This is a genomic window from Dokdonia sp. Asnod2-E02 (assembly GCF_045063915.1).
GTDB lineage: Bacteria > Bacteroidota > Bacteroidia > Flavobacteriales > Flavobacteriaceae > Dokdonia.
This window is the reverse complement of sequence record NZ_JBEFNX010000005.1, coordinates 2,759,054-2,779,748: the sequence shown is the minus strand read 5'-3', so window position 1 is coordinate 2,779,748 and position 20,695 is coordinate 2,759,054. Positions and strand designations below refer to the sequence as shown.

Annotated in this window: 19 protein-coding genes; 8 read left to right on the top strand and 11 right to left on the bottom strand. The window is 39.3% G+C overall.

All coding sequences use genetic code 11. The features are described from left to right. Positions 1–19 precede the first annotated feature (19 nt). Genes ACJJVM_RS12660 through ACJJVM_RS12645 form a run of 4 tightly spaced genes read left to right on the top strand, consistent with a single transcriptional unit; the run spans position 20 to position 2,993 of the window. Positions 20–598, top strand: a complete 579-nt coding sequence (locus tag ACJJVM_RS12660; RefSeq protein ID WP_035325130.1) for an RNA polymerase sigma factor — start codon at positions 20–22, stop codon at positions 596–598. Next, a complete protein-coding gene (locus tag ACJJVM_RS12655; RefSeq protein ID WP_299148488.1) occupies positions 567–1,127 on the top strand; it encodes a hypothetical protein in 561 nt (186 codons plus the stop codon). The genes ACJJVM_RS12660 and ACJJVM_RS12655 overlap by 32 nt, the downstream gene beginning before the upstream one ends. Before the next feature lie 24 nt (positions 1,128–1,151). After that, the gene (locus ACJJVM_RS12650) at positions 1,152–2,240 is read left to right on the top strand and encodes a hypothetical protein (RefSeq protein ID WP_299148490.1); all 1,089 of its coding nucleotides are present in this window, start codon (positions 1,152–1,154) and stop codon (positions 2,238–2,240) included. 27 nt (positions 2,241–2,267) lie between these two features. Then, positions 2,268–2,993 carry a head GIN domain-containing protein gene (locus ACJJVM_RS12645; RefSeq protein WP_299148492.1) on the top strand — a complete coding sequence of 242 codons (726 nt, stop codon included), beginning with the start codon at positions 2,268–2,270 and terminating at the stop codon, positions 2,991–2,993. Between the two features lie 60 nt (positions 2,994–3,053). On the opposite strand, the gene ACJJVM_RS12640 is transcribed toward ACJJVM_RS12645, so the two are convergent. The 9 genes from ACJJVM_RS12640 to ACJJVM_RS12600 form a co-directional block, all read right to left on the bottom strand. Further along, entirely contained in the window at positions 3,054–3,893 is an 840-nt protein-coding gene (locus tag ACJJVM_RS12640) for a GIN domain-containing protein (protein WP_405211874.1), read from the bottom strand. A 97-nt stretch (positions 3,894–3,990) separates the two neighbouring features. Beyond that, a complete protein-coding gene (locus ACJJVM_RS12635) occupies positions 3,991–5,049 on the bottom strand; it encodes a hypothetical protein (protein WP_405211873.1) in 1,059 nt (352 codons plus the stop codon). A gap of 66 nt (positions 5,050–5,115) precedes the next feature. Then, positions 5,116–5,550, bottom strand: a complete 435-nt coding sequence (gene mscL / locus ACJJVM_RS12630; RefSeq protein WP_298348048.1) for a large-conductance mechanosensitive channel protein MscL — start codon at positions 5,548–5,550, stop codon at positions 5,116–5,118. A 114-nt stretch (positions 5,551–5,664) separates the two neighbouring features. Beyond that, on the bottom strand, positions 5,665–6,972 hold the full coding sequence (locus ACJJVM_RS12625) for an MFS transporter (RefSeq protein WP_405211872.1): 1,308 nt from the start codon (positions 6,970–6,972) through the stop codon (positions 5,665–5,667). Between the two features lie 63 nt (positions 6,973–7,035). Next, positions 7,036–7,857 (bottom strand): M48 family metallopeptidase, encoded by an 822-nt coding sequence (locus ACJJVM_RS12620; protein WP_298348044.1) that lies wholly within the window; start codon positions 7,855–7,857, stop codon positions 7,036–7,038. Between the two features lie 40 nt (positions 7,858–7,897). Then, positions 7,898–10,300 (bottom strand): glycoside hydrolase family 31 protein, encoded by a 2,403-nt coding sequence (locus ACJJVM_RS12615; protein WP_405211871.1) that lies wholly within the window; start codon positions 10,298–10,300, stop codon positions 7,898–7,900. Between the two features lie 171 nt (positions 10,301–10,471). Further along, entirely contained in the window at positions 10,472–12,388 is a 1,917-nt protein-coding gene (gene glgB / locus ACJJVM_RS12610) for a 1,4-alpha-glucan branching protein GlgB (RefSeq protein WP_405211870.1), read from the bottom strand. Continuing rightward, positions 12,388–13,656, bottom strand: coding sequence for a glucose-1-phosphate adenylyltransferase (locus ACJJVM_RS12605; protein WP_021778557.1), 1,269 nt, complete (start codon positions 13,654–13,656; stop codon positions 12,388–12,390). The genes glgB and ACJJVM_RS12605 overlap by 1 nt, the downstream gene beginning before the upstream one ends. 64 nt (positions 13,657–13,720) lie before the next feature. Then, positions 13,721–15,166 carry a glycogen synthase gene (locus tag ACJJVM_RS12600; RefSeq protein WP_405211869.1) on the bottom strand — a complete coding sequence of 482 codons (1,446 nt, stop codon included), beginning with the start codon at positions 15,164–15,166 and terminating at the stop codon, positions 13,721–13,723. Positions 15,167–15,382: 216 nt separating this feature from the next. Between ACJJVM_RS12600 and msrB (ACJJVM_RS12595) the strand changes: the two genes are divergently transcribed. The 3 genes from msrB (ACJJVM_RS12595) to lpdA all read left to right on the top strand — a co-directional run bounded on the left by msrB (ACJJVM_RS12595) (position 15,383) and on the right by lpdA (position 17,760). Further along, positions 15,383–15,862 carry a peptide-methionine (R)-S-oxide reductase MsrB gene (gene msrB, locus ACJJVM_RS12595; RefSeq protein ID WP_298348035.1) on the top strand — a complete coding sequence of 160 codons (480 nt, stop codon included), beginning with the start codon at positions 15,383–15,385 and terminating at the stop codon, positions 15,860–15,862. A 5-nt stretch (positions 15,863–15,867) separates the two neighbouring features. Next, on the top strand, positions 15,868–16,257 hold the full coding sequence (gene msrB, locus ACJJVM_RS12590; protein ID WP_298348033.1) for a peptide-methionine (R)-S-oxide reductase MsrB: 390 nt from the start codon (positions 15,868–15,870) through the stop codon (positions 16,255–16,257). A gap of 126 nt (positions 16,258–16,383) precedes the next feature. Continuing rightward, positions 16,384–17,760, top strand: coding sequence for a dihydrolipoyl dehydrogenase (gene lpdA, locus ACJJVM_RS12585; RefSeq protein WP_298348031.1), 1,377 nt, complete (start codon positions 16,384–16,386; stop codon positions 17,758–17,760). A gap of 71 nt (positions 17,761–17,831) precedes the next feature. Here lpdA and aroQ read toward each other — a convergent pair whose 3' ends face one another. Then, positions 17,832–18,254, bottom strand: a complete 423-nt coding sequence (aroQ, locus tag ACJJVM_RS12580) for a type II 3-dehydroquinate dehydratase (RefSeq protein WP_298348029.1) — start codon at positions 18,252–18,254, stop codon at positions 17,832–17,834. Between the two features lie 93 nt (positions 18,255–18,347). On the opposite strand from aroQ, the gene xerD reads away from it, so the two are divergent. Then, complete coding sequence (gene xerD / locus ACJJVM_RS12575) at positions 18,348–19,250, top strand: site-specific tyrosine recombinase XerD (protein WP_298348027.1); 903 nt, start codon at positions 18,348–18,350, stop codon at positions 19,248–19,250. A gap of 70 nt (positions 19,251–19,320) precedes the next feature. Here xerD and ACJJVM_RS12570 read toward each other — a convergent pair whose 3' ends face one another. After that, positions 19,321–20,634, bottom strand: coding sequence for a M24 family metallopeptidase (locus tag ACJJVM_RS12570; RefSeq protein ID WP_405211868.1), 1,314 nt, complete (start codon positions 20,632–20,634; stop codon positions 19,321–19,323). Positions 20,635–20,695: the final 61 nt, after the last annotated feature.

Below are 20,695 nucleotides of genomic sequence, written 5' to 3'. Positions count from 1 at the left end.
ACTATAGAATTAACCAAAAGTGAATTTTACCAACCATCAAATAACAGATCTATTATCACTATGCCAGCAAGGTGAGCAGGGTGCACAAATGGAAGTTTACAATCGCTACTACAAGGCGATGTATAACACCTCATTGCGCATTGTAAAACACGAAGCAGAAGCAGAAGATATTATGCAAGAGTCCTTCTTAAGTGCTTTTACAAAACTAGACAGCTATAAGGGTGAGGCATCTTTTGGGAGTTGGTTAAAACGTATCGTTGTAAATAATAGCCTCAATGCTTACAATAAAAGTAAGCGACTGGATGAAACCTCTATAGATGATCATCTATATAAAATAGAAGACGATGCGGCCGGTGTAGCAGAGATGGATCTCTCTAGTGTACGTGCTCAAGAAGTGGTAAACGCAATGAGTGAACTAAAAGATAATTATAGACAGTCACTGTCATTACATCTTATAGAGGGTTATGACTATGAAGAAATGAGTGAAATAATGAATGTAAGCTATGCAAACTGCAGAACGATGGTGTCAAGAGCAAAAGACAGCTTACGAAGAATTTTAAATAAAAATGAAAAAGGAACCTATAGATCAAGTATTTAAGCGCCTAGAAGGTAAGCTAGATACAGCTGCACCTAGTGCAGATCACAAAGCAAACTTTCTTGCAAAGTTACAGGCGCAAGCTGCTCCCGTAACTCCAGAGAAAGAAACTAAAGTCATAAAGTGGATGCGTCCTCTTTTTATAGCAGCGAGTATGCTCTTGCTTGCCGGAGTCATCTTTACTCAGTTTAATACGAGCTCGAGTGATAAGGAACTTGCAGATGTATCACCAGAAATGCAGGAAACTCAAGACTTCTTTACAAAGACTATAGAACGAGAGCTTTTTGACATTAAAGAAAAGATGACTCCAGAAAATCAAGCTATGGTAGAAGATGCCATAGTCCAGCTGGAGGTGCTAGAGCAGCAATATGATAAACTTAAAATTGACCTTTCTGAGAGTGGTGAAGATAAGCGTGTGATCTACGCTATGATAGACAACTTCCAGAACCGCATTGACCTCCTACAAAATGTAGTAGAACAAATGAATGCCATCACAGAACTAAAGCAAATTGAAAAAGCAGTAACACTATAGTTACTTAAATAATATACTATTACTATGAAAACAAAAATAACTCACCTCCTACTCTTTGTACTCGCTATGCCTTTTATGGTAATGGCAAGTGACAACTACCCTAAAGGGAAGTATACAAAAGAGAAAAGAATCAAAAAAGAATATAACGTTAATGCAGATGCAAAACTGGTTATAGATAACTCCTACGGTAATGTAAATATGGTAAGCTGGAATGAAAACCGCATTGTTATAGAAGTGCTAGTAAAAACTAATGGAAATGATGAAGAGCGCGTGCAAGAAAAGCTAGATGAGATAGATGTACGTTTTGAAGGCTCTCCATCTTATGTAAGTGCTAAAACTAATTTTGAGAGAAGTAGCAGCCGCTCGTGGTGGAATAGCTGGAAAAACAGCAATGTAAATATGGAAATTAACTACACCATAAAGCTCCCAGCTACAAATATGATAGACATAAACAATGACTACGGAGGAGTAAATCTTGATCGCTTAGAAGGTAATGCAAAGATTAATTGCGACTATGGTAAAATCACTATAGGAGAACTACTTGCAGAGGATAACTATCTCAACTTTGACTACACAAAAAACAGCAGTATAGGCTATATGAAAAGTGGTCGTATTAATGCAGACTACTCAAGTTTTATGCTTGAGCGCGGGGGTGATATAGAACTCAACGCAGATTATAGCAAATCTGAATTTGGAAAAATTGAAAATCTGAACTACAACTGTGATTATGGATCTGTAAAAACAACAGAAAGTAATGACGTAATAGGTCGCGGTGACTACATCTCTGCAAAAATAGGGGTTGTACACGGTGATTTAAATATCAACGCAGATTATGGGAGTATACGTGTAGAAGAACTTGCTGGAGATGCTGGTGACGTCGTGATACAGAGCGATTATACAGGCATAAAAGTGGGATACAGTCCTGCTTATGATTTTACCTTTAATATAAAACTTGAGTATGCAGGCTTAAGCGGTAAAGATGAGCTTACTTTTAATGTAGAGCGTGTAGAATCTTCAGACAAATATTACGAAGGGTACAAAGGATCATCTTCTACTAACAACAACATAAACATCAACTCAGAGTATGGGGGTGTTACATTATTTAAAAACTAAATTCAATCATCAACTAAACAATCTATTATGAAAAAATTAATCACACTCAGCTTAGTCCTTTTAGCAAGTACTCAAATACACGCACAATGGTGGGGAAAAAGCGTAAAAGGTAATGGCGAACTGGAAACTATAACTCGTAACGTAGGTGACTATGATGAGATAAGCGTTGCTGGCTTTTTTGACGTGACACTCGTTGCCGGTAATGAAGGAGAACTTACTATTGAAGGAGAGAGTAACCTACTTGAATATATTGAGACAGAAGTAGATGGTGACAGACTTACTATCAAGGTGAAAAATAAGCAAAACCTAAAAACAAGCTGGGGAAAAGATATTAAAATACGAGTGCCTTTTAGAGATTTAAACCAAGTATCATTATCAGGATCTGGCGAGATTATGAGTACAGATGTTATAAAGGCAAATAACTTTAGAGTTTCTGTATCTGGATCTGGTGATATAAATCTTGTAGTAGAAGCTAGCAGCACAGAGAGTCGTGTTACTGGATCTGGTGATTTGGTATTAAGAGGTAGCACAAGAGATCACGAGACAAGTGTAACGGGATCTGGAGATCTTGAAGCAGGACGCTTTAAAGCAGATAATGTAGATGCAAAGGTTACAGGGTCTGGAGATATAAGAGTGAGCTGTGATAAAAGCATACGCGCTCGAGTAACAGGATCTGGAGATATAGAATATGTAGGTAACCCTACTAAGCAAGACACAAAGGTTTCTGGATCTGGAGATATCTCTAGAGGATAAAACTATTTTGTCCCAAATACAATAAAAGCCCTCTTGCGAGGGCTTTTTTACTCATTCATATTATAGTTCTTTCTTGAGTAGTCTCGCGGTACCAGAAAATCGCTCTACTATAATTTTTGGCTCGCCATATAGTTGCACCATACTCTTATCTGAAAGGTCAAGTGTTACCTTCTCATCTACACTTAGCGTCACGCTACCGCTTTCTCTTCCTACTATCTGCACTATGTCTGCATCAAAGGAGAGTCCTTTACATTGAGCGGTTTCATTTACTGTAAAAGTAGCTTCACTAGCATTTCCTGTAAACGCTATATCAGATCTTCCTGAAGCAATTATTGAGAGTTTTACGGTGTTTATATCCGCTTTCGCGAAAGCGTTATCACTTAAATTCACACGTATATCGTCTCCAGTGTAATCTATCTCAAACTTTGAGTTTCCGTTTGCCATAATATCTGCCTCTCTCGTTTTGAGCTCTCCGTTGAAACGACTTCCATCTAGAAAACTACCCGTAAACATATCTCCCTCTATGGCTGTAGATACAAAGGCACTACTTTTTGAATCTAAACTTACAGCGCTCAATGCTGTATATCGCACAGTAATGTTAAGTCTTTTTGCACTACGTATATCCTTACGGGTTGAGACCACAAGTAAACTATCTTTAATGTCAAAATCTATAAGTTCAACTAGGTTATCATCCATCTCTAGGTCATAACCGGTTTGAGAATCTGCCATAAGTGTTACCTCTAGGCCATCTGTCACCTTGATTGCGGTAAAGCCATCTAGTCTCTCAGAAACATCTATGACATTACGACTACCTTTTACTCGCTCGCGTTGTGCAGCGACACTTGTAGTTACAACCAGAAGTATTGCAACCACAAAACTCTTTAAATATCTATTCTTCATAAAATTAAAAGTACAATAAATGAGCCATCCTTAATAACCGCACATAAAAAAAGCATCTGGTTACAGATGCTCTTTAAAAATATGTCGTTTATGGATACTAATAGGTAATATTAATCACTCCATCTACCGTAAGTACTTCTTCGTTATCTGGGTTTGTAAATGCTCCAGAAAAGGTTCCTACGATTGTAGTACCATCGTTTGCCGTAATTGTATTAATAAAAGGTGATGTCCCTCCAGGTGCTGCAGTAAGTACTACACCATCTATAGTAATAAGTGTGTTTTGCATCACATTATCTCCAGTTTGTTGTAATACAATATCAAAAGTGATGGTGTCGCCAGTATCTGTATCTGTTGCTACAACGCTTAAAAGAGAACCATCTATAGTTACTACTGCATTATCAAAGTTTGTAAACGTTCCTCCTATGGTTCCATACACCGGTCCATCATCTTCTGGTGGGTTACAATCTCCTAGCTCTTGAACAATTGCATCTAGACTTCCGTCTGGATCTCCACAAGCTGTAATCTGTTCCTGCAGTGCAAATGAGTAATCTGCACAGGCAGCCGTATAAGCATCACTATCTTGAGGATCTACTGCGTTAAATATTTCTTGAGCTTCTGCTGTTGCAATTTCGGCAGCGGCACAATCACCACCACAGTTTAGATTATCTATAGTTGCTTGTAAACTACCACTTGCATCTCCACACGCTTCTATTTGTGCACTTAACGCGGCACTATATGCGAGACATAATTGCTCTTCATTTTCTTCTGTAGCATTGTTAAGTGCCTCCAGCGCTGCCTCTGTAGCTAGCTCTGCTTGTAAGCACGGGTCTGGTGTTGTACAGTCGCCTAGCGTAGTAAGTATGGATTGTAGCTCTCCAGAACTATCACCGCATAGTTCTATAGTTGCTTCAAGTGCAAGTGCATATGTTGTACAGGCCTGTGTGTAATTTGATTCAGAAGAGGCTGCAAATGCCGCTTGTGCAGTTTGCAATACATCAAATGCTATTTGACACGTATCACTATCTGGATCTGTCTCTCCAGGCTCAGAACCATCTCCGGTTACAGAGAACTCGCCCTCTAGTTGTTCATCATCACAAGAGATTACTGTGACTGAGGCTAGCATTATAAATAAGAATAGGTAGTGTAGTTTTTTCATCGATGTAGGATTTTGTAAACCTTAAACGCAAACATAATCATTTTATTGGACTGTTATACGGGCATTTTATGACTCCTTATGTGATCTAAGAATCTTGTTTTGCTCTTGCATTAAGTGCTCAATATTTGCCAAGAGTTCAATGTTTTTTGGTGTTTTTTCTTCAGTATTTTTTGGGTCTTCAGATTTGTCTTTAAATCTGTTAATCCCTTTTATGACTATAAATATAGTCAAAGCTATGATAACAAAGTCTATCCCCACCTCTATGAGCTCCCCGTAGCCTATTGCAACTACATCTGCCTCATTTTCGGCATCTCGTAAAATATACCTGCGCTCACGTAGGTTTATGCCATCTGTAAGTAAAGAAAGTGGTGGCATTACCACCTTTTTTACTATAGTATTTACCACATTATTAAAAGCAGTACCTATGATGATACCCACTGCCATATCAACCATATTACCTTTTACGGCAAAATCTTTAAATTCTTGTATAAAACTCTTCATAGTATATAAATGTTAGAAAAACGCTTCAAGCAATTCTAGGCTGTTTAATAAACGGATTAATTGCTTGCAAAGAGTGTTTTGTTATACGCTTTCGCGAAAGCGGAAACCATTTGCCTATTTATTTTCTTTTGGAACTCTGTACAGAAGCACTACTCCCACTGCAAAAAACAGTATAAGAAATACGATAGAGTAACGCATACTGCCGGTAATCTCTTCTATGAAACCATATAAGAACATCCCGATGATGATCCCTATTTTTTCGGCAACGTCATAAAAGCTAAAGTATGATGTTGTGTCTTCTGTCTCTGGTAAAAACTTTGCATACGTAGACCTTGAGAGCGATTGTATACCACCCATTACTAAACCTACAAAACCCGCAGTAATATAAAACTGGAAGGGCGTATACACAAAGTATGCCCAGGCACAAATTACAATCCATATAACATTAATAATTACCAGTGCTTTTATGTTACCCACACGTGCCGAAAGTTTTGACGTAAGTATAGCACCCAGCACTGCTACAAGTTGTATTAAAAGTATACTCACAATTAATCCCGTCGTGCGCTCGCTATCGCTACCCCACTCTAGTTCTTGCTCTCCAAAATATGCTGCAGCAAGCATCACTGTCTGTACCGCCATACTGTATACAAAGAAGGCAATAAGATATTTTTTAAGTCGCAGCTGGTCTTGCATAGAAGACCAAATGGCTCTTAGCTCCTTAAAACCATTAAAGAACACATCTTTGGTAAGCTTTCCTTGCGCTTGATTTCCTTGAGGTAAATAAGCATACGTATACTGGCTAAAACCTATCCACCAGATACCCGTAAGCACAAAAGATAAACGTGTAGGGAAACCTTCGTCTTCAAAACCAAATGTTTCATAACCAAGTATCATTGCTAAACAAGCTATAAGTAGCAGCACGCTTCCTATGTAGCCTAGGGAATACCCTTTTGCACTTATCTTATCGTGTTGTTCTGGATATGCTATATCTGGCAAGTATGAATTATAAAAAACGAGACTCCCCCAGAAACCTATAAGTCCCAGGGCATATAACGTAAGGCTCAGGTATATATGCTCAAGACTAAACCAGTACAAACCTATTGTAGAGAAAGCTCCTAGATAGCAGAAGAGTTTTAAAAAGAACTTTTTGTTACCCAGATAATCTGCCACACCAGAGAGTATGGGAGATATGATAGCCACGACTAAAAAAGCAATAGCAGTTGTGTAAAATATAAGCGGACTACGACGTAACATCATCCCAAAAACCTCAATCTCTTCTATGCCTGCTCCTCTAAACAGAGCACCATAAAACAAAGGGAATATAGCAGATGCGATAACAAGACTGTATGTAGAGTTTGCCCAGTCATAAAACGCCCAAGCGTTTAATAACTTCTTATCACCTTTTTTGAGTTGTTCTTTCATAGCACTAAAATAAAAAAGCTGTGCGAGTGCACAGCTTTTTAAACTATATATTATTGTAAATTCTTATTTGAAACTTGTCACTCCAAACTTTGCTGCCTCTGCTCTTGCCATAGGGGCTTTTGCTGTAAGGTTTGCAATACGCGAGTCTGATGATGGGTGCGTACTTAATATTTGTGGTGGTGCTTGACCTCCACTAGCAGCTTTCATACGTTTCCATAACTCTGCAGCTTCATCTGGATTGTAACCTGCTATAGCAGCGATTACAATACCTATCTCGTCTGCCTGTGTCTCGTGACTACGTGAGAAAGGAAGCATACCCCCTACTTGTGAACCTACACCGTAAAGTTGCATTATCTGTTGTTGTTTACTTTGATCTTGTCCACTTACTGCTACTGCAGTGGCTACAGCACCATATTGCTGTAACTGCGCTGCACTCATACGTTGCGCACCGTGATCTGCGAGTGCGTGAGCAAGCTCGTGCCCCATCACCATTGCAAGACCTGTCTCAGACTGTGTGATAGGTAATATACCTGTATACACTACAATTTTTCCGCCTGGCATACACCACGCATTTACTGCTTCGTCTCTTACTAGGTTATATTCCCAGCGATAATCTTGTAAATAACCTGGCTCTCCTAGAGCTGTAAGGTAACGCTCTGCAGCTACAGCAATTTTCTCACCTACACTCTTTACCATATTTGCATCTGCCGTACCGGTGATGACATTATTTTCTGAAAGAAATGCATCATATTGTTGAAAAGCCATAGGAAACAGCTGATCGTTACTTACGAAGTTAAGTGTCTTTTTTCCTGTAAAAGGGCTCGTCTTACAAGCGCATACTAATAGTACGGTCATTATAAGAACAAATGTATTTTTAAGTTTCATTGTACTAGGGTTTGATATTCTTTATAAAAATACACAAATGTTAAATACCGCTTAGATGAAGCTCTGTGAAATCTTTCTTAATGATTAAAGCACAAGCTTTCGGGTCAAACTGCACATCTTCCATAGAAATTACTTCATTATCTAACTCTATAGTCGTAATTTCAAAAGGTAGACCTATTAAATGTATTCTAAAAGTGTCATAAGTAGTGATAAAGTCACCACGCTTATGCTGCTGTATAATCCAGTCTTTTTCTCTACCTACCATTTTAAAAGTGCGGTAACTGTAACGATCCTTTTTATAATCGTATCCATCTTGAGCATCTTCATATAATTTTGAAGCATTTTTACCAAGACCATAATATACCTCAAGTTCTACTTGCTCTATCTCAAGCTCACCTACATATTGCTGTATAGGGTACTTAGGTAAGATAGTTCCTTCTTTTACAAACATTGGGATTTCATCTATATCTGCATCTACCCATTGTTCCTTACCTCCTTTTACAGGGGTTTTTGTCCAGTAATTATACCATTCTCCTCTAGGTACGTACATACGTCTACCCTTTGCATTAGGTTCTAAAATAGGACATACCAGTATGTGGTGTCCAAAGATAAACTCATCTGTACGATAATGCGTTTGTGCATCTTCTTGATCAAAATATACAAGAGGCTTTAGTAAAGGGGTTCCCTTCTTTATATACTCATAAAACATAGTATATAAATATGGGAGTAACCTATATCTTAAACTTATAAACTTGCGGGCAATGTCTGTTACTCCCTCATCAAAAGTCCACGGCTCTTGATCTCCGTGATGACCAGAAGAGTGTGTTCTACAAAATGGATGAAAAACACCTAGCTGTATCCATCTTGCATATAGCTCACCTGTAGGTTGCTCTGCAAAGCCTCCTATATCTGTTCCGGTAAAGCTCATACCAGAGATACACATACGCTGTACCTGTATATTTGCTACCCATAGGTGCTCCCAGCTTGCGATATTATCTCCCGTCCAGCTACTTGTGTAGCGCTGTGCGCCAGAGTATGCAGATCTTGTGATTACAAATGGTCTCTTAGGGTAAGCAAATTTCTTAACACCTTCATAAGTGGCTCTCGCCATCTGTGTACCATAAATGTTATGTGCTTTGTTATGACTACAAGGATGCCCGTCATAGTTATGTCTCACATCTGCTGGAAAAGTTTTTCCTGGAACCTCCATCACTGCAGGCTCGTTCATATCATTCCAAACACCTTTTACACCTACTTCTTGTATGAGTTCTTTAAATAATCCAGCCCACCAGTCACGTACTTCAGGGTTTGTATAATCTGGGAAGTTACATTCACCTGGCCATACCTTACCTTTCATATAAGGACCATCTGCACGTTTACAGAAATAATCATTTTCTATCCCTTCTTGATACACCCAGTAATCTTTATCTATCTTAATACCTGGGTCTATAATAACAACTGTTTTAAAGCCGTCATCTGCAAGCTCCTTTACCATACGCTTTGGATCTGGGAAGTAGTCTTTGTTCCAAGTAAAACATCTCCACCCGTCCATATAATCGATATCTAGGTAAATACCGTCACAAGGTATTTTAAGTTCTCTAAACTTATTTGCCACCTCCTTTACATTACTTTCTGGAAAATAACTCCACTTACACTGGTGATAACCTAGTGCCCATAATGGTGGTAGCTCTGGCACTCCTGTTAGGTTAGTATAACTACCTACTACATCTGCCATTTCTGGACCATAAATAAAGTAGTAATTCATCTCACCACCTTGTGCCCAGAAACTTGTTACACCCATACGCTCTTGACAGAAGTCAAAAAATGTTTTAAATGTATTATCAAAAAATATCCCGTAAGCTCTCTTTTGAGTAAGACCTATATAGAAAGGAACAGACTTGTAAATAGGATCTTGATCTTTTGCAAATGCATACTGATCTGTCGCCCAGTTGTGTACTCTCTTTCCTCTTAGGTTTGAGTGCATAGGCTTATCACCTAGCCCATAGTAGGACTCTGCGTGTTGTGCCTTTTTACTCATTTTTACAATATTCCCTCCGTATTCAAAGCTCTCCTCAAAGTGGAAACCTAACTCATCTTCATTAATAAGATTGCCATCAGTGTCAAAAATGGAAGTTTGTAAACTATTTTTTTCTATACGGATTTTGAGCTTTGCGGTATGCACAAAATAAAAGGTATCATCTTCCTTAAGTTCAAGGTGATTGTACCCTCGTATACCATCCTCATCTATCGCATAAGAGAAGTCTGGCTCAAAAACACCGCCTGTTCCAAAGCGAAATCTAATCACACTGTCACGCAATACCGTGAGCTGGAGAATCACCTCATTTTGAGTTGTAAAATATAATATATCTGCGTCCTTCTTAAAATCAACGACTTTATTTGGAAACTGGTTGCCTTTTTGCTGCAACTCTGTATTTGTAATCATATTTCTAAAATTTGGAGATATCAAAATAAGGCTAACTCTTTGAGTTACCTCGTTAATAATTAAATACTTATTAACTCTAACGTTTTCGTACTATAATAAGCGACGTTGATTTCCGCTTTCGCGAAAATTCTATCCCATTCAATCTCTTTTAACCTTATTATTATGGTATTATTAATCTGCCTTTAATTCAAAAATCACTCCCGATAAGGGCGGTACTGTAATAGATGTACTATGTGTTTTTCCGTTCCAGCCTTCGTTTATAACAGTTAGGTCTACATTTTTATAAGCCCCTGTACCCGAAAACTCTAACGCGTCGCTATTGAAAATTTCGCGAAAGCGTCCAAAAAATGGAACTCCAATGCGGTAATCTTCTCTCGGTACTGGTGTCATATTAAACACGCACACAATCACCGTTTTGGGGTCGTTACCCTTACGTATGTAACTCAATACAGCATTCTTACTATCATCGTGAGCAATCCACTCAAAACCTGCGGGATCAAACTGCTTTTCATACAGTGTAGGTGTACTTGTATACAACCCATTTATAGCTGCAAAGGCTTTTTGCATATTGCTGTGTATCTCATAATCTAGCACATACCAGTCTAGCTGATCTTGAAAATTCCACTCTGTACCTTGTCCAAACTCGCTACCCATAAAGAGTAACTTTGCTCCGGGATGGGTATACATATATGTGTATAGTAATCTAAGATTTGCAAAGCGCTGCCACTCATCACCAGGCATACGTCCTAATATAGAACCCTTACCGTATACTACCTCATCGTGTGATAATGGTAGCATAAAGTTTTCTGTAAAACCATAGGTCATTGAGAAGGAAATCTCATTGTGATGGTGATTTCTGTAAATAGTATCTCTCTTAAAGTAGTTAAGTGTATCGTGCATCCACCCCATCATCCATTTCATACCAAAGCCTAAGCCTCCAGAAAATACAGGCTTGCTCACCATAGGAAAACTAGTAGACTCCTCTGCTATAATCTGAATATCTGGAAAAGCGCCGTAGAGCGCCTCGTTGAGTTCTTTTAGTAAAGAGATGACGGCTAGGTTTTCTCTACCTCCCTGATCATTAGGCTCCCACTCTCCATCTTCCCTACTATAATCTAGATATAGCATAGATGCCACAGCATCTACCCTGAGCCCATCTACGTGGTATTGCTCTAGCCAGAACATTGCGTTACTTATGAGAAAACTACGTACCTCGTTGCGTTCATAATTAAAGATGAGTGATTTCCAGTCTTGATGATATCCTTTCTTTCTATCTGGATGCTCGTAACAGGCTGTCCCGTCAAAGTTACCCAGCCCGTGCGGATCTTCTGGAAAATGTGATGGCACCCAGTCTAAAATTACACCTATATCACTTGCGTGCAAGGCATCAATAAGTGTCATTAATTCTTCTGGATATCCAAATCTTGAGGTAGGTGCAAAATAACCAGTTACTTGATATCCCCAGCTAGGGTCATATGGATACTCCATAATAGGCATAAACTCTACGTGTGTAAAATTTAGCTTTTTTACATAGTCTACAAGTGTTGTTGCTAGCTCTGAGTAACTCAGGCTGCGATTACCCTCTTCTTGCTTGCGACGCCAGGAGCCCAGGTGTAGCTCATAAACAGAAATAGGCGCATCTAGGCCGTTGTGTTTATGGCGCTTGTCCATCCACTTTTTATCCTTCCAGGTGTGGTTTGTTTTATAAACTACAGATGCTGTTTGTGGAGGATGCTCTGCTCTACGTGCATAAGGGTCTGCCTTTTCTGTTACAACGCCGTTGTGCGTAGCGTGAATTTTATATTTGTATAACTCTCCGTGGCCGATATCTGGTATAAAGCCTTCCCAAATACCGCTACTATCCCAGCGCACGTTAAGCTTATGCTCTCCATCTTGCCAGTGATTAAAATTTCCTACTACAGATACTTGTTGAGCACTAGGTGCCCATACTGCAAAGTAGGTTCCTTTTACACCGGCTTTCGCGCAAATGTGACTCCCTAGTTTTTCATATAGTTTGTAATGCTTACCAGATTTGAATAGATCAACATCAAAATCTGTAAGTAAGCTATGTGATAGTACGTTGCTCATTAAATAATAGTTCCAGAAGGTATGGTAGCTCCGTTTCTAATCACAACAATACCGTCACGCACCACGTAAGTATCTGTCTCTATATCCTTGAGGTGCTTGCCACCAGTGATGCGCACATCGTCACCTATTTTTGCATTTTTATCTACAATACAATTTGTAAGAAAGCAGCGATCACCTATCCCTACGTGAGGTACTCCCTTTGCTCTGGCTTGGTTTATTTCTTCTAGGTCTAAAAATCTATTACTTCCCATCACATAGCAACTCTCTAAAACAGTGCCTTTTCCTATACGTGATCGTATACCTATAATTGAGTTCTCAATACGGCTGCCGTGCACGATACTCCCTTCTGCCACGATAGATTTTTCAAGTGTGGTTCCAGAGATTTTTGTGGGAGGTAATACACGAGGTCGTGTAAGGATGTTTTGCCCTTTGTTAAATAAATTAAACTTTGGTAAATCTGATGTGAGATCAATGTTTGCTTCAAAAAATGAATCTATATTTCCTATATCTGTCCAGTATCCCTCGTAGGCATAACTTAGCACCTTGTGATTCTCTATAGACTGAGGAATGATTTCTTTACCAAAATCATTTGTATCTGTTCCCTCTAGCAACTCGATAAGTAAATCTTTATTAAAGATATAAATACCCATAGAGGCTAGGTAGTGTTTACCCTGTGCTGCCATAGCATCTGAGACTGGTGACTCCCAGTCTGGAAGTAGATCTGCAGATGGTTTTTCTATAAAGGATGCTATGGTATTGTCTTCGGCAGTTTTAAGAATCCCAAAAGAAGTAGCATCTTTTGCATTAACAGGTAGTGATGCGATACTAATCTTTGCATCTGCTTCTATATGCGCCTCAAGCATAGCATTAAAATCCATCTGGTACAGCTGGTCACCAGAGAGTATCATTATATACTCAGACTCGTACCCTTTAAAATGGTGTAGACTCTGCCTTACCGCATCTGCAGTACCTTGAAACCAACCTTTATTATGTGGTGTTTGTTCTGCTGCAAGTATATCTACAAAGGCCTCAGAAAAGTAAGAAAACTGATAGGTATGTTTGATATGCTTGTTAAGCGATGCAGAGTTAAACTGCGTGAGCACAAACATTCTTTTTATATTAGAATTTATACAGTTTGAGATAGGGATATCTACAAGACGATATTTACCAGCAATAGGAACAGCTGGCTTTGATCGCTCTGCCGTGAGAGGATATAACCTTGTACCTTGACCGCCTCCTAATATGATTGCTACTACTTTTTTATTCATTTTCTACTGTTTTTTGAGGTTGGATTATAGACTATTACTTGATGACCTTATGAAGAGGCCTTTTTTATTTCTTTTTGGCATTAGTACTTGTTGTTACTACCGCCTTTGGTTTTAACTCATCATAGAGATTTACATAAGTCCCAGCAGCATTTTCCCAGCTATGATCTATCTCCATCATTTGCTTTTGGTTTGCCTTAAACTGTTTCTCACTTTTATAAAAAACCTCTGCTCTACCTATGCTGTAAACTACATCAAAAACAGATGTCTGGTCGTGACAGATACCGTGACCTCCATCACCTATATCTACCACCGTATCTTTAAGTCCTCCAGTACGTCTTACTATAGGCAAACAGCCATAACGCAAGCTATAGAGCTGGTTGAGGCCACAAGGCTCTACCCTACTAGGCATTAAAAGAAAATCTGCTCCGGCATAAACCTGATGTGACATACGCTCCTCATACCCTATGTATGCGTTAAATCTGCCTTTATGTGTGTGCTGTAACTGCTCTAGTTGTCCCTCTACCTCTGGCGCCCCACTTCCTAGTAATATGATGTTTATATCATACTCTTTAAGCGCTTGGTTAATAATTTCTGGCAGCAGGTCTGCTCCTTTTTCCCATACAAGCCTACCTATAAAACCAAAAAGCGGTTTTGAGGCATCAAGTCCAAACTCTTTGCACAGGGCCTCTTTATTTGCCTTTCTACCAGCAGCTCTGGTACGTATGGTATAGTTTTTAACTAAATATTCGTCTGTTTTGGGATCCCAAGTTTCGGCATCTATGCCATTGAGGATACCTACGCATTTTTGTGACTCGCTTCTTAGTAAACCTTCCAGTCCATTTGCCTGCTCCTTTAATTCTTCCATATATGATGGAGAAACCGTGTTTACTCTCCAAGCGCATTTTATCGCAGCGGCCAGCGGATTAATCTGCCCATACCAGTCTAGGAGCCCATACCTGCTTTCGCGAAAGCGTGGTAACATCGCAACACCACTTTTATCAAAATTACCTTGATACTGAGCATTATGTATGGAAAGCACTGTAGGGACAGACATTAACTTGTCAAACTCTGGGCAATACTGCATCATAAACGGTATAAAACCTGTGTGATGATCGTGGCAGTGTACCACTTCTGGTAAGTTCTCAAAGGTGAGTATCCATTGCAAAGCCACACGCTGAAAGGCAATAAAACGCAGCGCATCATCCGGATGACCATACACCCCAGCCCTATCTGTAAGACCTTGCACACGTATCACAAATAGCGGGAATCCCAACTCATTATCTACATCTATAACCTCTGCAAAGTACGTTGTACCATCTACTACAAGTTGATGTGTAAAAACCACCCTACCGGTAGCGCGCTCCACCCACTTTGTTTTATAATAAGGCATAATGACGGCCGCCTTGTGGCCTATACGGTTTTGATATTTGGGAAGTGCTCCCACAACATCTGCAAGACCTCCTACTTTTGCAACAGGATAACACTCGGCGCTTACGTGAAGTATTTTCATAGATAGTTGATAATAGTCTTGTTAAATTTAACGTAAGTATTTAATCTACAGGCATCCTTTGCAATAAAATATGGTTAAAAAAGCTAATCTTTTGCTATTTCTACGCTTTCGCGAAAGCGCACACCCCCACAGCCCGTTTTCATACCGTAATTTTTAGAGTATCTTAACGACTCACTCCTTACGATTACAGTAACTTTACATTAAAAAGAACATACGATGAAAAAGATATTTATTTTAATGGCATTTGCAGCACTATTTACCAGCTGTAAAGGATCTGCCCAAGAGGCCAAAAAAGAAACTTTTGAGGTAACTAAAACAGATGCCGAATGGAAAGCACAACTTACACAAGAACAATATTATGTACTGCGCCAGGCGGGTACAGAACGTCCAGGCTCTAGCCCACTTAACTACATAAAGGAGGCTGGTACCTTTCACTGTGCTGCGTGTGATACACCACTTTTTAAAACAGCACATAAATTTGACAGTGGTACAGGCTGGCCTAGTTTTGATAGAGGTATAGAAGGTAACATAGCTTACAGTACAGACCGCAATCTAGGTTATACCAGAACAGAAGAGCATTGTGCAACTTGTGGAGGTCACTTAGGTCACGTTTTTAATGATGGACCAAAAGCAACTACCGGAAAAAGGCATTGTATAAATGGAGATGCACTTGTATTTGTACCTTCATCAAAATAAAAAATATGGCATACCCTATACAAAAAACAGAAGCCGAGTGGCTTGAAGAATTAGGCCCAGAACGCTACCGCATTTTACGTGAGAAAGGTACAGAGCGAGCTTTTACAGGTACTTATAATTTGCATAATGAAGAAGGTGCCTATCATTGTGGTGCTTGCGACCAGAAGTTATTTGAAAGTGCAAGTAAATTTGACAGTGGTTGTGGGTGGCCTAGCTTTGATGAGTCTATACCTGGTACGGTAGAGTATGTACGTGATACTACACACGGGATGATACGTACAGAGATTTTATGTTCAAACTGTGGCTCACACCTAGGTCACGTTTTTGACGATGGACCTACAGCAAGCGGTCAACGCTATTGTGTAAACTCTTTGAGCATAGATTTTGAAAAATAGCACTCTAAGTAAATGAACTTAAATTAATAAAAAACCGAAGGTAAAAGCTTCGGTTTTTGTGTTTTATATATGACGGGATAATCCGTATTTTTGATCTCCAATAATTAGACTTAAAAAATTCTAGATATGAGCAAATATGATGTAATCGTTTTAGGAAGTGGTCCAGGCGGATATGTAACAGCAATACGTGCAAGCCAGTTAGGCTTAAAAACGGCGGTTGTTGAAAAAGAAAGCCTAGGAGGCGTTTGTTTGAACTGGGGATGTATCCCTACAAAAGCACTTCTTAAAAGTGCTCAGGTTTTTGAATACCTAAATCACGCAGAAGATTATGGTCTTAAAGCAACAGGTGTAGATAAAGACTTTACAGCAGTTGTAAAACGTAGTCGTGGTGTTGCAGAAGGAATGAGCAAAGGTGTTCAGTTCTTAATGAAGAAAAATAAGATAGACGTCATCAATGGTTTTGGAAAAATAAAGCCAGGTAAAAAGATAGATGTAGACGGTAAAGAATATAGCGCAGACCATATTATCATCGCAACAGGAGCTCGCTCACGTGAGTTACCTAACCTTAAACAAGATGGTGAGACGGTAATAGGATACCGCGAGGCAATGACACTTAAGGAGCAACCTAAATCTATGATTGTTGTAGGTTCTGGAGCAATAGGTGTTGAGTTTGCAAGCTTTTATAACTCAATGGGTACAGAGGTTACAATTGTAGAGTATATGCCTCACGTTGTACCAGTAGAGGATGAGGATGTGTCAAAACAATTTGAACGCTCTCTTAAAAAAGCGGGTGTAAAAGTAATGACAGGGTCATCTGTAGAGAAGGTAGAAAAAACTAAATCTGGAGTAAAAGCAACTGTAAAGACTAAAAAAGGAGAAGAAACACTAGAGGCAGATATCGTTCTTAGTGCTGTAGGTATTAAAACTAATATTGAGAATATAGGACTAGAAGATGTAGGCATCGTTACAGATAAAGATAAGATCATTGTAAACGACTGGTACCAGACCAATATGCCAGGTTACTACGCAATAGGTGATGTAACTCCTGGACCTGCACTCGCACACGTTGCCTCTGCAGAAGGGATTACTTGTGTTGAAAAAATCGCAGGTATGCACGCCGAAAAAATAGACTACTCAAACATCCCAGGATGTACTTATGCATCACCAGAGATTGCATCTGTAGGAATGACAGAAAAGCAAGCAAAAGAAGCTGGTTACGAACTTAAAGTGGGTAAATTCCCATTCTCTGCTTCTGGTAAAGCAAGTGCTTCTGGTGCAAAAGACGGGTTTGTAAAAGTAATCTTTGACGCAAAGTATGGAGAGTGGCTAGGATGCCATATGATAGGAGCTGGTGTAACAGATATGATTGCAGAGGCTGTACTAGGTCGTAAACTAGAAACTACAGGTCACGAAGTACTTAAAACCATTCACCCACACCCTACTATGAGTGAGGCTGTGATGGAAGCCGTGGCAGATGCTTATGATGAAGTAATTCACCTATAAGCTTCTTACATTAAGAACATAAAAAAAGCCTCGCATTGCGAGGCTTTTTTTATGCTATACTAACTGGATTGTTATTGCTCCATTAAGAAATTCTCTATTGCAAGATTGTAGCTTTTAAGCCCAAAACCTACAATGATACCCTTAGCATATTTAGATAAGTATGAGTGATGTCTAAACTCCTCTCTCGCAAAAGTATTTGAGATATGCACCTCTATCACCGGTATAGAGATAGACGCCACAGCATCTCCTAGGCCCACAGAAGTATGTGTATAAGCCGCGCCATTAAGCACTACCCCATCAAAGCTTTCATTTGCCTCGTGCAATTTTGAGATAAGCTCACCCTCTATATTACTTTGATAATAACTAAGCTCAGTATCCTTATACTTAAACTGTAATTGCGTAAAATAATCTTCAAAAGTTTCAGAACCGTAAATTTCTGGTTCGCGCTTCCCTAGCATATTAAGATTAGGGCCGTTTATTATAAGAATTTTCATAAAATATGATTGTGATATACGCTTTCGCGAAAGCATAAAAATACAGAATTTAGAAATTACAATTTGTGTAACAATAGTTGTATTTTCACTTGCGTGAAATGGGAGACCGCAATAACTAATTATAAGAATTATCTACGCATAGAGCGTGGCCTGTCTGACAATACTATAGACAATTATGCCCGTGATCTAAAAAAGCTCACGCGCTACCTTGAGCAACTAGAAAACTCCATAAACCCGTTGCAAATTACTCGCGAAGACCTTCAAGAGTTTATTTATACTATCGCAAAAGAAGTACAAGCAAGATCACAAGCACGTGTTATCTCTGGTCTTAAAGGTTTTTTTAATTATCTAGTTTTTGAAGATTATCGCACAGATAACCCTATAGATCTTATAGAATCGCCAAAAATAGGTCGCAAGCTACCAGACACCTTATCTGAAGAAGAAATAGATGCCCTTATAGATGCCATAGACCTAGGTAAACCTCAAGGAGAACGCAATAGAGCAATGCTAGAGACACTCTATTCTTGCGGGCTACGTGTAACAGAGCTTATCTCTCTTAAACTTTCTGATCTATACTTTGAAGAAGGTTTTATAAACGTTGTAGGTAAAGGAGATAAACAACGTTTTGTCCCCATAAGCGAGCATACCCAGAAGTATATTAATATCTATCGTAATGAATTGCGCAATCACATAGATGTAAAACCAGAGCACGTAGATATTTTATTTTTAAATAGACGTGGGAGACAGCTCACCAGGGCAATGATTTTTACCATTATAAAAGATCTTGCGGTCAAGGCTGGTATAAAGAAAAATATAAGTCCGCATACGTTTAGACACAGCTTTGCTACGCACTTGTTACAGAATGGCGCCGACTTGAGAAGCATACAGCAAATGCTAGGTCACGAGAGTATCACCACCACAGAAATCTATATGCACGTAGACCGTAATGACCTCGCCCGTGAGATGGCAAAATTTCACCCACGTGGTAAAGAATAGCTAGAATTAGCAGTTATATTATATGATATGAAAGAGGTTTTATTACGCTTTCGCGAAAGCGTACTTAAAACTAGTCTACAAGCATAAGTTCTTCTTGTCGTCCAGAAACGTATCTAAAACCTTCTTCGCCCCAAAACCCCGCTTCTTCTAGCATAATACGTATGTCTTTATTCCACTCTGGTATTTTTACCGTCGTATTAAGCTCTATGGCGTAGCCCGTATTTTCATAAAGCGGATAATCACCCGTACCTGGCACACCTCCTTGAGAATCCCACATACCTATAGTAGGGCCTGCAGCGTGACCATACATCCCTAGCGGATGCGTATAAATAGATGGTCTCAAGCCTGCTTCTTTACCTTCTTTAAGTGCGGCGAGTAAAATCTCGTTACCAGATCTACCCGTTTCAAAATTAGAGGTGAGTATGTCTTGTATCTTATTACCGTCTTTAAAAGCTTTTATTAAGAAGTCTGGCGCTTTTGTCTCACCGTCTTTTGGCACATAAGCGTGCTGCTGGCAGTCTGTATTGAGACGTAAGTAAGTGATCCCAAAATCACAGTGTATTAAATCTCCCTTTTGTATAATTTTACCCTCTGGCCTGTTTGAGAAAGAAACGATGTGACTCTCTAGCTTCTCTTCTGAGCGCTGTATATCTACCGTAGGGTGAAACCAGGTCTCAAGTCCCATATCTGTTACGCGCTGTCTTAAATACCACACCACATCATCTGTACTAGTTACGCCTGGCGTTATGACCTTTGCACTAAAGGCATCTTTAATTATATCGTGGGTGATATCTACTAGCTGCTCAAAGTAGCCCACCTCTAGAGCAGTACGAGTTTCTAACCAGCCTACGGCAAGCTGCTCTGCAGAGACTACTTTTGCTTGTTGTGCAGCAGTTAGTCTACTTATAAAAGCATCATAATCTGTTTTTACAACACCATCTGCAAGTCCATAATTATCTGAGTAGTTAAGACCTATTTTAGAAGGGTTACGTTTTTCTATAATCTCTAGTAGTCGCTGCCACTGGTCTGGTTGCTTTTCTTTATCCCAAGCGGAGATAATATTTTTACCCACATTATAACGAGCTACTGCTAGTTTTTCTATCGTGTTTGCTTCTTTATCTCTGTAAAAAACTAAGATCGTTCTCCTACGGGCGTTGAGCCAGGTAGATGGTAACATTGTTTTAAGTACTGGATCTTCATTATACTCCCTAGAGATAACCACCCACATATCTATATCTGCACGATCCATAAGCTTAGGGAGTAAGTTATTAAACCTATCTGCCAGCACCTCATCTATTACAGTTGCTCTATCTCTTTCTGATAAAACCTGACTGGTGCTAATGGTTGTTATAAATAAAAGCGCGAGTACTATTAATCTTCTCATAAGGTGATCTGTTTTATGGACTTAAATGTACTAAAAACAAAAAGGAGCATTTTAAAAAAAA